The organism is Streptomyces sp. NPDC006687, assembly GCF_040636215.1.
Lineage (GTDB): Bacteria > Actinomycetota > Actinomycetes > Streptomycetales > Streptomycetaceae > Streptomyces.
In genome coordinates, this window is the sequence record NZ_JBEYJJ010000017.1 from 64,540 (window position 1) to 77,678 (window position 13,139).

General features: G+C 73.6%; 13 protein-coding genes. 10 read left to right on the forward strand and 3 right to left on the reverse strand.

Annotated elements, in window-relative coordinates; genetic code table 11:
• The first annotated feature begins 33 nt into the window (after positions 1–33).
• The 5 genes from hisG (at position 34) to ABZ716_RS20785 (ending at position 4,758) form a co-directional block, all read left to right on the forward strand.
• Positions 34–882 (forward strand): ATP phosphoribosyltransferase, encoded by an 849-nt coding sequence (gene hisG / locus ABZ716_RS20765; protein ID WP_351888589.1) that lies wholly within the window; start codon positions 34–36, stop codon positions 880–882.
• Between the two features lie 34 nt (positions 883–916).
• Positions 917–1,381: a PH domain-containing protein gene (locus ABZ716_RS20770; protein ID WP_358960675.1), complete on the forward strand. Its 465-nt coding sequence runs from the start codon at positions 917–919 to the stop codon at positions 1,379–1,381.
• A gap of 203 nt (positions 1,382–1,584) precedes the next feature.
• Positions 1,585–2,988: a hemolysin family protein gene (locus ABZ716_RS20775; RefSeq protein WP_358960678.1), complete on the forward strand. Its 1,404-nt coding sequence runs from the start codon at positions 1,585–1,587 to the stop codon at positions 2,986–2,988.
• On the forward strand, positions 2,985–4,046 hold the full coding sequence (locus ABZ716_RS20780; protein WP_358813422.1) for a hemolysin family protein: 1,062 nt from the start codon (positions 2,985–2,987) through the stop codon (positions 4,044–4,046). The genes ABZ716_RS20775 and ABZ716_RS20780 overlap by 4 nt, the downstream gene beginning before the upstream one ends.
• Before the next feature lie 139 nt (positions 4,047–4,185).
• Positions 4,186–4,758 carry an XRE family transcriptional regulator gene (locus ABZ716_RS20785; RefSeq protein ID WP_358960681.1) on the forward strand — a complete coding sequence of 191 codons (573 nt, stop codon included), beginning with the start codon at positions 4,186–4,188 and terminating at the stop codon, positions 4,756–4,758.
• 16 nt (positions 4,759–4,774) lie between these two features.
• Here ABZ716_RS20785 and ABZ716_RS20790 read toward each other — a convergent pair whose 3' ends face one another.
• Positions 4,775–6,739, reverse strand: a complete 1,965-nt coding sequence (locus ABZ716_RS20790) for an AAA family ATPase (protein ID WP_358813424.1) — start codon at positions 6,737–6,739, stop codon at positions 4,775–4,777.
• 366 nt (positions 6,740–7,105) lie between these two features.
• Positions 7,106–7,723 carry a hypothetical protein gene (locus tag ABZ716_RS20795; protein WP_358960762.1) on the reverse strand — a complete coding sequence of 206 codons (618 nt, stop codon included), beginning with the start codon at positions 7,721–7,723 and terminating at the stop codon, positions 7,106–7,108.
• 167 nt (positions 7,724–7,890) lie between these two features.
• Between ABZ716_RS20795 and ABZ716_RS20800 the strand changes: the two genes are divergently transcribed.
• The 5 genes from ABZ716_RS20800 (at position 7,891) to ABZ716_RS20820 (ending at position 12,196) form a co-directional block, all read left to right on the forward strand.
• A complete protein-coding gene (locus tag ABZ716_RS20800; RefSeq protein ID WP_358960684.1) occupies positions 7,891–9,249 on the forward strand; it encodes a C39 family peptidase in 1,359 nt (452 codons plus the stop codon).
• A gap of 91 nt (positions 9,250–9,340) precedes the next feature.
• Positions 9,341–9,781: an SPW repeat protein gene (locus ABZ716_RS20805; RefSeq protein WP_358813426.1), complete on the forward strand. Its 441-nt coding sequence runs from the start codon at positions 9,341–9,343 to the stop codon at positions 9,779–9,781.
• 129 nt (positions 9,782–9,910) lie between these two features.
• Complete coding sequence (locus ABZ716_RS20810; protein ID WP_358813427.1) at positions 9,911–10,066, forward strand: SCO1431 family membrane protein; 156 nt, start codon at positions 9,911–9,913, stop codon at positions 10,064–10,066.
• A gap of 108 nt (positions 10,067–10,174) precedes the next feature.
• The gene (locus ABZ716_RS20815) at positions 10,175–10,867 is read left to right on the forward strand and encodes a TetR/AcrR family transcriptional regulator (protein WP_358960687.1); all 693 of its coding nucleotides are present in this window, start codon (positions 10,175–10,177) and stop codon (positions 10,865–10,867) included.
• 156 nt (positions 10,868–11,023) lie between these two features.
• Positions 11,024–12,196, forward strand: coding sequence for an acyl-CoA dehydrogenase family protein (locus ABZ716_RS20820; RefSeq protein ID WP_358960690.1), 1,173 nt, complete (start codon positions 11,024–11,026; stop codon positions 12,194–12,196).
• A 60-nt stretch (positions 12,197–12,256) separates the two neighbouring features.
• Here ABZ716_RS20820 and ABZ716_RS20825 read toward each other — a convergent pair whose 3' ends face one another.
• Positions 12,257–13,129, reverse strand: a complete 873-nt coding sequence (locus ABZ716_RS20825) for a ribosome-inactivating family protein (protein WP_358960693.1) — start codon at positions 13,127–13,129, stop codon at positions 12,257–12,259.
• Positions 13,130–13,139 lie beyond the last annotated feature (10 nt).

Genomic DNA, 13,139 nt, shown 5'->3' on the forward strand with positions numbered 1-13,139 from the left:
ACCCCTTACGCATCTACGCACGAAGGAAGCCCCATGCTGCGCATCGCCGTCCCCAACAAGGGTTCGCTCTCCGGACCGGCGTCGGAGATGCTCCATGAGGCCGGCTACCGCCAGCGCAAGGAGTCCAAGGAACTCGTCACGGTCGACCCCGACAACGAGGTCGAGTTCTTCTACCTCCGCCCGAAGGACATCGCGATCTACGTCGCGTCGGGCAAGCTCGACATCGGCATCACCGGCCGCGACCTGCTGCTGGACTCCGGGGCCAACGCCGAGGAGATCCTGCCGCTGAACTTCGGCCGCTCCACCTTCCGCTACGCCACCAAGCCCGGCACGGCGACGGGCCCCGAGGACTTCGGCGGGATGACGATCGCCACCTCCTACGAGGGCATCGTCGCCAAGCACCTCGCCGACCTCGGCGTCGACGCCTCCGTCGTTCACCTGGACGGCGCCGTCGAGACCGCCATCGAGCTCGGCGTCGCCCAGATCATCGCCGACGTGGTCGAGACCGGCACCAGCCTGCGCAACGCCGGGCTGGAGGTCATCGGCGAGCCGATCCTCAAGTCCGAGGCGACCGTCATCCGCCGCACCGGCGCCGGCGACGACGACCCGAAGGTCGCGCAGTTCCTGCGCCGCCTCCAGGGCGTCCTGGTCGCCCGCAGCTACGTGATGATGGACTACGACTGCCGCGCCGAGCACCTGGAGCGCGCGGTCGCCCTCACCCCGGGCCTGGAGTCGCCGACGATCTCCCCCCTCCACAACGAGGGCTGGGTCGCCGTCCGCGCCATGGTCCCCGCCAAGGAGGCCCAGCGGATCATGGACGACCTGTACGAGCTCGGCGCGCGCGCGATCCTCACCACCTCGATCCACGCCTGCCGCCTCTGACCGGCCGGCCCGTCCCCGAAGGCATCACCGCACCATGAGCGAGTCCGCCGCCCGGCCCGTACCGCCCGCACTCCCGGTCACCTTCCGGCCGCACCGCACCCGGGCGGTGCTGCTGGGCGCCGGCTTCGTCATCTTCGTCACCATCGGGGCCATCGCCCTGCTGCTGGAGAACCTCAGCCCCGGGGAGCGGATCAGCTTCGTCGTCACCGCCGCCCTGATGGCCTCCGTCCTCGTCCTGCTCAGCCGCCCCAAGGTGGTCGCGGACGAGGACGGGGTCACCGTGGTCAACCTCACCACCAGCCGCCGCCTGGAGTGGGCGCAGATCCTGCGCGTCAACCTCCGCCCCGGCGACCCGTGGGTGTTCCTCGACCTCAACGACGGCACCAGCCTGCCCGCCCTGGGTATCCAGCCCGGCATCGCCAAGGCCCAAGCCATCGGCGACGCCCGCGCCCTGCGCGCCCTGGCCGAGACCCGCGGAACCGGCGCCGCGGACCACTGAGCCCGCCGCAACCTCGCCGCTGCGTCCCATTGCGGCGGCGATCTCAATGACTACCCTGGTGGGGCGGCGCACCACAGCGCCCACCCACCGGCCCCGGGACCCCGTGGCCCGTGGGCACCCCTGCGACCAGAGGAGTGACTCCCTCCAGCAATGGACGGATCGTCCGGTAGTACCCGCGCCGCCCTCCCCCCGGAGGCGGCGGCATGACCACCCCGCTACTGCTTCTCGTGGCGGCGTTCGCCCTGATCCTCGCCAACGGTTTCTTCGTGGCGGCCGAGTTCGGCCTCGTCACGGTCGAGAGACCCGAGGCCGAACGGGCCGCAGCCGACGGTGACCGCCGTGCCCGCACGGTGGTCGCAGCCCTGCGGGAGCTGTCCTTCCAGCTCTCCGGCACCCAGCTCGGCATCACCATCACCTCCCTCGTCGTCGGCATGCTCGCCGAACCGGCCCTCGCCGCGCTGCTGTCCAGGCCGCTCGCCGCGACCGGGCTGCCCGGCGGGGCCGTCCCCGGCGCCGCCGTCCTCCTCGGCATGCTGCTCGCCTCCGCCGTCCAGATGGTCGTCGGCGAGCTCGTCCCGAAGAACTGGGCGGTCTCCAAGCCGCTCCAGGTGGCCAGGTTCGTCGCCGGGCCGCAGCAGACCTTCTCCCGGGCCTTCCGGCCCGTCATCGCCGGCCTCAACTCCGTCGCGAACCGCCTCGTGCGGGCGCTCGGCGTCGAGCCCGCCGAGGAGATGGCCTCGGCCCGCACCCCCGGCGAACTGGTCTCCCTGGTCCGCCATTCGGCCCAGGCCGGCGCCCTCGAACAGGACACCGCCGACCTCTTCGTGCGGACCCTCTCGCTGGGCGAGCTCACCGCCCAGCACGTCATGACCCCCCGGGTGAAGGTCAGCGCCCTCCAGGACTCCGCCACCGCGGCCGACGTCCTGAACCTGACCCGCGCCACCGGCCTGTCCCGCTTCCCGGTCTACCGCGAGCGCATCGACGAGATCACCGGGGTCGTCCACCTCAAGGACGCCCTTGCCGTGCGCGAGTCCGAGCGCGCCCGCACGAGCGTCGGCCGGATCTGCGTCGCCCCGCTGCTGGTGCCCGGCTCCCTGCCGGTGCAGCCGCTGCTGGAACGGCTGCGCAGCGAACAGCCGATGGCCGTGGTGGTCGACGAGTACGGCGGCACCGCCGGCGTGGTCACCCTGGAGGACATCGTGGAGGAACTCGTCGGCGAGGTCCGCGACGAGCACGACCTCGCCGAGGACGACGGGCCCGAACTGGCCCCCGGCCCCGCCGAGGACGGCCGGCCCTCCTGGGAGGCCGACGGCAGCTGCCGCGTGCACACCCTGCGCCGCATAGGCATGGAGGTGCCCGAGGGCCCGTACGAGACCGTCGCCGGCCTCGTCGCCGACCTCCTGGGCCGGATCCCCGCCCCCGGGGACCGGGCCGAGCTGCCCGGCTGGCGGCTCTCCGTCCGCCAGGTCCGGCGCAACCGCGCCGAACGGGTGCGGCTGGTCCGCCTCACGGGGCTGCCGCAGGCCGCCCCCGGGTTCGACCTCGGCCCGCAGGCATCCCGGGTCACCGGCCGGCAGCGGTCCGAGCTGGAAGGCGCCTCCCTGTGAACGCCCTCCAACTGCTGTTCGCCGCGCTCCTGGTCCTGGCCAACGGCTTCTTCGTCGGCGCCGAGTTCGCGCTCGTCTCCGTACGCCGCAGCCAGATCGAGCCCCTGGCCGCCGCCTCCAAGCGCGCCCGCCAGGTGCTGTACGGCCTGGAGAACCTGCCGCGCATGATGGCCGCCGCCCAGTTCGGCATCACCCTGTGCTCGCTGACCCTCGGCGCGGTCGCCGAGCCCACCGTGGCCCGGCTGCTGGAGCCCGTCTTCGAGGCCGTCCACGTCCCGGAGGGCCTGGTCCACCCGCTGGGCTACGCCCTGGCGCTGGCCGCGGTGGTCTTCCTCCACCTGGTCATCGGCGAGATGGTCCCCAAGAACCTCGCCATGGCCGCCCCCGAGAAGACCGCCCTGTGGTTCAGCCCCGGCCTGGTGGCCTTCGCCCGCGTCTGCGGGCCGGTCACCACCGCCCTGGGCGCCTGCGCCGCGCTCGTCCTGCGGCTGTTCAAGGTGGAGCCCAAGGACGAGGTCGAGGCCGTCTACACCAGCGCCCAGCTCGGGCGGCTGGTCAAGGACTCCCGGCAGGCCGGGCTCCTCGAACCGATGGAGCAGGAGCGCCTGGAGGACGCCCTGGAGCTGGGCAGCCGCCCGGTCACCGACGTCCTCCTGGCCCCGGGCCGCCTCGTCACCGTCGGCCCGGCCGTCACACCGCGCCAGATCGAGCAGCTGACCGTACGCACGGGCTACTCGCGCTTCCCGGTCCGCTCCGAGACCGGGGCCTTCATGGGCTACCTCCACGTCAAGGACGTCCTGGACCTGGAGAACCGCGAGCGGGCCGTCCCGCAGCGGGTGTGGCGCCGGATGACCACGCTGTCCTCCACCCTCCCGCTCGACGACGCCCTCACCGTCATGCGCCGCGACGCCACCCACCTGGCCCAGGTCGCCGACCCCTCCGGGCGGGTTCTGGGCCTGGTGGCCCTGGAGGACGTCCTGGAAATGCTGGTGGGCGAGGTCCGCGACCCCTCCCACCGCATCCCACCCCGCCGAGAGGACCGCGCCCTGACCGCCTGAGACGGCGGAGGTCCCCTCCCCACCCTTCGCCCGTTCCTCCCCCAGCGGTAGCCGGGGGAGGAACGGTGGAAGGGCGGGTAGGGGACGGCCCCGCGCAGCGGCCCCCCACCCGCACCCGGAACACCGGCACAATGACCCCGTGGACCCGGAAACGGAACAGGTCGTCACCGCCATCGCCCCCCGCCTGCGCACGCTCCGCCGCACCCGCGGCCTCACCCTGGAGGCCCTCGCGGCCGAGACCGGGATCTCGGTGAGCACCCTCTCCCGCCTGGAGTCCGGCAAGCGCCGCCCCACCCTGGAGCTCCTCCTGCCCCTGGCCCGCGCGCACCGCGTCGCCCTGGACCAGCTGGTCGGCGCCCCGCCCACCGGCGACCCCCGGGTCCACCTCGAACCCCTCGGCAAGCACGGCACGGTCATCGTCCCCCTGACCCGCTACCCCGGCCGCATCCAGGTGTTCAAACAGGTCCTGACCCCGCGCGAGCCCAGGCTCGTCACCCACGAGAGCTACGAGTGGTGCTACGTCCTCGCGGGCGAACTCCGCCTGCTCCTCGGCGACGAGGAGCACATCCTGCGCCCCGGCGAAGTGGCCGAGTTCGACACCGGACGCCCCCACTGGTTCGGCCCCGCCGGCGACCAGGCCGTGGAGATCCTGCACCTGTTCGGCCCCCGCGGGGACCAGGCCGTCGTCCGCGCCGGCCCCACGCCCGGCTGACGGCCCCGCCCGCGCCCTACAGCGCCGGCGGCTCCGGCCGCTCCTGGGGCCCCCGCCCCGACAGCACCTCCCCGTACGCCTGCATCAGGTCCGCCAGCCGCAGCGTCGCCAGGTCCTCGCGCGAGGGATCTCCGGGGAAGCCGGACAGCCGCAGGTCCCGGTAGGCGCAGCTCTTCTCGTACAGGGTGCGCAGGAAGCGCCCGTTGCCGAGCTCGTCGATCCAGCCCTGCTCCACCACGTGGCCGCTGATGCTGCGCAGCTCCTCCAGTGCCTCCTCGTCCCAGCCGTCGCCGTTGGCGTCGGCCAGGACCTCCCCGATCGCCGTCAGTTCCGCCGGGCGGTAGCTGGGGAAGTCCACCCGGGTGGTGAACCGGGAGGACAGGCCCGGGTTGGCGGCCAGCAGCCGGTCCATGCCCGCCGGGTAGCCCGCCAGGATCACCACCAGGTGGTCCCGGTTGTCCTCGGCGCGCTTGAGCAGTACCTGGAGGGCCTCGTCCCCGTACGCGTCGCCCTTGCTGTAGCCGGAGTTGGACAGGCTGTACGCCTCGTCCACGAACAGCACCCCGCCGATCGCCGAGTCGATCAGCTCGTTCGCCTTCACCGCGGTCTGCCCGAGGAACTCGCCGACCAGGTCGGCCCGCTGAGCCTCCACCAGGTGGTCCCCGCCCAGCAGGCCCAGCGCGTAGAACACCCGGCCCAGGATCCGGGCCACCGTGGTCTTGCCCGTCCCCGAGGGTCCCGAGAAGACGAAGTGCCGCTTCGGCGGCTGCACCGGAAGCCCCTGGGCCGCCCGCAGCCGGGCCATGTGCAGCTGCGCCGAGAGCGCCTTGACCTGCCGCTTCACCGGCTCCAGCCCCACCATCCGCTCCAGCTCGGCGAGCGCCTGCGCCAGCGCCCGGGGATCGGCCGGCCCGGCGGGCAGCCCGGCGGGGGCGCCCTGCGGGGGAAGGGGCGACTTGTGCCGTACGCCGTCCAGCCGGCCCGTCCCGGCCGGCGGCCCGAAGCGCGGGTCCGGCGGCTCCCCGGGCGTCGGCGGGTCGGCGTCCACCTGCCCGTCCGGGGCCACGTCCTGGACGGGCCCGCCGCCCGCGCCCCCGCCCAGCGAAGCGACCGCCGTGTAGTCCCCGCCGGCCGGGGAGAGCCCGTGCCCGGCGAAGCCCTCGGACAGGTGGCCGCCGTACCCGGCGTACCCGGCGGTGTCCGCCATCCCGGCCATGTCGTCGAAGTCGTCGCTGTCCTCGATCGCGGTCAGCCGCGCCGCCGTGTCCATGAACGCCGGGTCCACCCGGTGCACGGCCCGGTACAGCGGCAGCGCCGCCGCGCTGCGCCCGGTGCCCTCGCGGGCCCGTGCCAGCCAGTACCGCAGTTCCTTGCGCTGGGGCTGCTCGCTGCGGCAGCGCATCAGCGCCGCCGACAGCATCGGCTCCGCCTGCCCGTACATCTCCAGCCGGACCCGGGCCATCCCGCCGAAGAGGCCCGCCTCGATGCCCAGCAGCGGATCGTGGACCAGCGGCTCGGTGTGCCGGACGAGCTGCTCCCAGTCCTTGACCAGATAGGCCCGGCAGGCGTGCAGGAACCGCACCTGCGGGTCGGTGTCCACCGGCGGCAGCGCGGCCAGGGCCTGGTCCAGCTCGGGGACGTGGCGGCCGTCCAGCCAGTGCGAGGCGTGGGCCAGCAGCAGGTCCCGCCGGCTCTCCAGCACCGGCTGGACCCACCAGCCCAGCCAGTACCAGGAGTTCAGGGTCCGCCGGTGGCGGGTGCGCTGCTCGCCGAAGCGGTCCCGGTGCGCGTACATGCGCAATAACGCGTTGGTGGTGTCCACGCGCAGCGCGTGCAGCCCCAGCCAGGCGTCGGCCATCGACGGGTCCAGGCCGACGGCGGTGCGGAACTCCTCCTCGGCCTGCGGATAGGCGCCCATGGTGCAGGCGTCGACCCCGCGCAGCCAGGCGAGTTCGGCCGGGGCGTGTGCGCTGCCCGGCATGGCGAAGTCCATCACGTCCCCCACAAGCCTGCCCGTGGCGCGCGGCAACCCCCGCGCCGAGCACGCGAGTTGTCCACCCGGCCGATGAAATCAGGGATGCATCGTACCTGCGGTGACGCACCTTACCCAGGGTGCGGTGGACACCGGTCGGGGCTGCGCCCCGCAGGGGTGCGGTGACGCAGGGTGAGGGGCGGGAGGGGCCGGGACCGGCCCGGGGCAGAACGAAGCCCCCGGTCACGGGGGAACAACCGGGGGCTTCGCGTCCGCGGCGGCCTTCGCAGACCGCGCATTCAGAACGTAAGGCCGCATCCGGGCCCGGGTCAAGCGGCTCGGGGAAGCCCTCCGGCGTCCGTCGAGCGGAAGGGCTCAGGCCCGGGGGAGCCCGTCACCGTCGGTGATCGTGGAGGGCGCTCCGGGCGTCGCAGAAACCTCGGAAGTCCACTCGTATCCCGTACCCCTCTGGCGCACCAGCGTGTGCGCGAAGGGGCGCGAAGGGTCATCCGCGAAGTGCGCGAGCTCCGCGCGCTCCCATCCGTCCCAGAAGGCGGAGAGTTCGCGCCCGTCCCGCCTCCGTCCCCGCCCCCAGGAGGTCTCCCGCGGGGTCTCCATCCACAGCAGCCGCGCCAGATGCGGGCGCAGCGCCCGCAGCCCGGCCCCGACGCCCTCGATGATCAGCACCGGCGCCGGCTCCAGTACCCGCTCGGGGCCGAACCGGCGCGCGGTCCAGTCGTACGGGCTCCAGCGCGCGGGCCGCCCGGCGGCCAGCGGCTCCAGCACCTGGGCGCGCAGCCGGCCCCACCAGCCGAACAGCTCGGCGTGGCTGGCCACGTCGTCGAGGTGGAGCACGGGCGCCTCGCCCAGGGCCGCCGCCAGCCGGTCGGCGAAGGTGCTCTTGCCCGACCCGGCGTGCCCGTCGACCCCGACGACCCGGACGGGCCCGAGGGAGGGCGGCAGCGCGGCGAGCTCGCGCGCGAGGGTCTCCAGTGAGGCCGGTGCATCCACCCGCCCAGCCTAGGGGGTGCCGGGCCCGGCCTGTTTCCGGGCGGCGGTACCCGTTCCGACACGGGCCCCGGCTTCAGCGTCCTGCCCCTCGGGAACTGGAAGGGTGGGCGGGACGATCCGCCGTACCGACCTCCTGGGGGAGCACGCCGATGACCGCACCCACCCCGCGCCGGGCCCTGCTGGCCGTCGCCCTCGCCGCCGCCACCGCGGCCGCCCTGCCCGCCGGCGCCCGGGCCTCCGCCGCCACCGGGGCCTCCGCCGCGGCGGGCGGGACGGTGGACAACCGGTTCTGGTACTCCCACGCCCACTGGCGGGCCGGCACCCACCACGGCACCACCGCCGTCGACGGCGCCCGCCCCGGCCTGGAGATCGCGACGCCCGCCGGCCGCACCGAGTACACCGACCCGCACACCGACCGCACGTCCGCCTGGGAGTACGCCACCTGGACCTCCCCGGTGCACCGCTCCACCGTCCCCGCCACCGAGGCCATCGCCTCCTGGAACGCCCGCACCCCCGCCGGCAGCTGGATCCAGACCGAGCTGCGCGTCACCTACCCCGACGGCACGGTCGGCCCCTGGTACGTGATGGGCCGTTGGGCGGCCGGGGACGGGGACATCCGCCGTACCTCGGTCGAGGGCCAGGCCGACGGCCGGACCACGGTATGGACCGACACCGTCGCCGTGGACGGCCCGTCCGCGGCGGCCGGCGTACGGATCACGCACTGGCAGCTGCGCCTGACCCTCTACCGCAGGCCGGGCGCCGCCGCCGGGCCCACGGTGTGGCTGGCCGGGGCGATGGCCTCCGCCGTCCCGGACCGGTTCACCGTCCCCGCCTCCGTCCCCTCGGGCAGGGCCCACGAGCTGAGGGTGCCGCGCTACTCCCAGGAGGTGCACACCGGCCAGTACCCCGAGTACGACAACGGCGGCGAGGCATGGTGCAGCCCCACCTCCTCCCAGATGGTCATCGAGTACTGGGGCCGCACACCCAGCGCCGCCGACCTGGCCTGGGTGGACCCGGGCTACGCCGACCCCCAGGTCTGCCACGCGGCCCGCTCGACCTACGACGCCGCCTACCAGGGGTGCGGCAACTGGCCCTTCAACGCCGCCTACGCCGCCACCTACCGCGACCTGGCCGGCGTGGTCACCCGGCTCCGCTCCCTCAACGACCTGGAGACCCTGGTGGCCGCCGGTATCCCGGCCATCACCTCCCAGTCCTTCCTCCGCGAGGAGCTGACCGGCGCGGGCTACGGGACCGCGGGCCACCTGATGGCCGTGGTCGGCTTCACCGCCGCCGGGGACGTCATCGCCAACGACCCGAACTCGCCGCACGACGCCGCCGTCCGCCGGGTCTACCGGCGCCGGGAGTGGGAGAACATCTGGCTGCGGACCAAGCGCCACAACGCCGAGGGCAAGACCGTTCCGGGCAGCGGAGGCGTCTGCTACCTCTACGCCCCGGCCCGGCCCACGCAGGCCCAGACCGCGGCGCTGCGGACGGTCGGGGTGCTGTGAGGAAAAACAGGAGAACCTTCCCGAAGTCGGATTAAACGGTTGAATCTGGGCATAAGGTCCGTGTAAGGCTTCTCACAGGAGGCAGCCCACCATGACCACGCACCCCACCCATTCGAGCATCGAACACCACCCGGACCTCGCCGAAATGCGGACTCGGTTCGAGCGGGTGACGGCCACTCCCGCCGCCCAGGCCGTCGAGGCCATGGCCCTGATCACGGGCTTGTACCTGGCGGCTTCGGCGTGGATCGCCGGGTTCAGCGCGCTGACCCCGCTGGCCATCAACAACCTCATCGCCGGCGCGGCCTTCTGCCTGTGCATGGGCGGCCTGGGCTCGGCGTACGAACGTACGCACGCGATGGCCTGGACCGCGGTCGCGATCGGCGCCTGGACCGTCGTGGCCCCCTGGGTCATGGCCGGTGCGATGGACACCACCCGCAGTGTCGTCAGCAACGTCATCACCGGCGCGGTCGCCCTGTGCCTCGGCCTGGCCATGGTGGCCATGGGCGGACGCCCGAGGACGCCGACCGCCTGACCGGGACGCACGTCCCGCCACCGCCGGGCCCCGGCCGCCCCTCCGCACCAGCGGAGCCGGCCGGGGCCCGGCGGTGTGTGACCGTTGCCATATACCGCGAACGGGGCGAACGCTGGCACATTGGACGGCATGACCGCACACACCGCCGCCCTCACCGCCCGCGCCCGTGCCCGGCGCCTGGTCGCGACCGGCGGCCCCAGGGATTCCTCCTGGCTGGAGCACGTGCTCGGCTGGACCCTGGTGGTCGTCGTGGCCATGTTCGTCACCCAGCTCGGCTGGCTCTAGCCCCCCGCCCCGCCGCCGGGGACGCCCCCGCCGCCCCTCCAGGACCCTCCCGTACACTGCGGGAAATCCTGTGGCAGACAGTGTGACGCTTCGAGGCCAGGGCCCGGTTTGAACCAAAGTCAACAGCGCGGCGCGAGCACCCGATCGCAGCTCCGCAGAGCCGAACTCATAGCCGTCGGACGGAAGTTGTTCGCCGACACCCCCTACGACGCCCTCTGCATGGACGACATCGCCCAGCAGGCGGGCGTCGCCAAGGGGCTCGTCTACTACTACTTCACGAGCAAGCGCGGCTACTACCTCGCCATCGTCGAGGACTCCGTCGCCCAGCTCCTCGCCCGCGCCACCGGCGAGCCCGACCTGCCCGGCGCCGAACGGCTGCGCCGCACCGTCGACGGCTACCTCCACTACGCCGAGCACCACCAGGCCGCCTACCGCACGATCGTCACCGGCGGGGTCGGCTCCGACGCCGAAGTGCTCGCGATACGCGACGCCGTCCGCGAGGAGCTCCTGGCCGCCATCGCCGAGGGGGCCTACGGGCGCCGCACCCTCCCGCCGCTGGCCCGGCTCGCCCTCGTCGGCTGGCTCTCCGGGGTCGAGGGCGCCACCCTCGACTGGACCGGCTCACCCGGCGCCGGGGACCGGCCGGACCGCGCCGCGCTCGCGGGTCTCCTCGTACGCCAGCTGCGGGCGACCTTCACCGTGATCGAGGAGCTCGTCCCGGGATGTCCCGCTCCTCCGGTCTCCCCCGAGGAGGCTTCGAGCACCCCGGATGATCATGGCAATCCTGTACCGGTGACGTAAAGCGCCTGATCGGGCATACTCAAGCCGCCGCAGCCGCTGTTCGAGCCCTTCCGCGACCCGGGAGGGCAGCATCGGCTGTGAGAGCACCGAGATCCGGCGGCGCGTACCACACCTCACGCGTCGCCGCCGTGCCCGATGAGGGAGATGAGCGCCGCCATGACCGACCGCGCCCCGCAGCCGGTGGACCGTCAGCTGCCCACCGAGGAGTCCCGGGACCTGCTCGCGCTCGTGCGCGAGATCGCCCAGCGGGAGGTCCGCCCCAAGGCCGCCGAGGAGGAGGACGCCGGGCGCTTCCCGCGCGAGGTCTTCACCCTGCTGTCCGAGTCCGGGCTGCTGGGCCTGCCGTACGCGGGAGAGTTCGGCGGCGGTGAGCAGCCGTACGAGGTCTACCTCCAGGTCCTGGAGGAGCTCGCGGCCGCCCGTCTGACCGTCGGCCTCGGCGTCAGCGTGCACTCCCTGGCCTGTCACGGCCTGGCCAGCTACGGCACCAAGGAGCAGCGCGCCGCCCACCTGCCCGACATGCTCGGCGGCGGGCTGCTCGGCGCCTACTGCCTCTCCGAGCCGGCCTCCGGCTCGGACGCCGCCTCGCTCACCACCAAGGCGGTGCGCGACGGCGACCACTGGGTGATCACCGGCACCAAGGCGTGGATCACCCACGGCGGGGTCGCCGACTTCTACACCGTCCTCGCCCGTACCGGCGCCGCCGGCGCCAAGGGCATCACCGCCTTCCTCGTGCCCGGTGACGCGGAGGGCCTCACGGCCGCCGTCCCGGAGAAGAAGATGGGCATGAAGGGCTCGCCCACCGCCCAGATGCACTTCGACGGCGTCCGCGTCCCCGACTCCCGGCGGATCGGCGAGGAGGGGCAGGGCTTCACCATCGCGCTGGCCGCCCTCGACGCGGGCCGCCTCGGCATCGCCGCCTGCGCCATCGGCGTCGCCCAGGCCGCGCTGGACGAGGCCGTCTCGTACGCGCAGGGCCGCAAGCAGTTCGGGCACCCGATCGCCGACTTCCAGGGGCTGCGGTTCATGCTGGCCGACATGGCGACCAAGATCGAGGCGGGCCGGGCCCTCTACCTCGCCGCCGCCCGGCTGCGCGACGCGGGCAAGCCGTTCTCCCGCCAGGCGGCGATGGCCAAGCTGTTCTGCACGGACGCGGCGATGGCCGTCACCACGGACGCGGTCCAGATCCTCGGCGGCTACGGCTACACCGCGGACTTCCCGGTGGAGCGCCTGATGCGCGAGGCGAAGGTGCTCCAGATCGTGGAGGGCACCAACCAGATCCAGCGCATGGTCATCGCCCGCCACCTGGCCGGCCCCGAGACCCGCTGACGGCGAGGGGGCCGCGCCGGCTCCCGGCCGGCGCGGCCCCCTCGTGCCATCAGGCCGCCGTCATCCCGGCCGCTTGACCATCGAGACCAACTCGGCCATCTCGTTGAAACCCCGGAGGGTGACGCCGCCGAGGGTGAACGAGCCGCCCGAGCCCGGGCGGGCCGTCTCGTTGAGCATGTACTGGGAGCCGTCACCCCAGTCGTTCTCCTCCTGGGCCTCCTGCGAGGTGATGGTGGAGGACGAGGCGATCCCGCTGCGCACGGTGCCCTCGATGTTGCGGTAGCGGGTCCCCTCGCCGACCGCGGCGATCGTGTGGACGAGGGCGCGCCGCACGGCGTCCCGGTTCTGGTCGCCGTTGTCCGCGTGCCGCCACAGCGTCTGCAGATGGCCCTGGAGCCCGGCCAGGCTGATCTGCAGACGCCTGTTGTTGGCGTCGCCCACCTCCAGGCCCTGGTTGCCGTTGCTGTTGCCGTAGCTGCCGCTGTAGCCGAGATTGGTCGCGTTGCGGCCGAGTACCTGGCCGAGGTTGTATTCCGGATCGGTGAACTGGAAGACGAGACCGCCGCCCCCGGTGACCGCGAAACCGCGCAGGTACAGGTCCCGGGCCGTCACGTAGAGGCTGAGCCGACGCTCCCCGGGCAGCGCGACGACCACCTCGATGACGTCGTTGCTCGCGCGGGTCTGCCAGACGGTGCGGTTGCCCTGGCCCCGCAGGATGGTGCCGGTCTCGTGCAGCGAGCGGATGAAGCGGGTGTACTCGGCAGCGGCCTCGCGCTGGTTGCCGCTGAGGTTCCAGTGGAGCTGCTGTACCTGCTGGATCGCCGGGGGCTGGGCGGCGGCCAGGGCGGGCGGTGCCTCGGTGGCGGCCTGGGCGGGGGCCGCGGCGGCGAGGAGGGCGAGGCCGAGCACGGCGGCGGGAAGGGTCTTGCGCATGGGAGTCCTC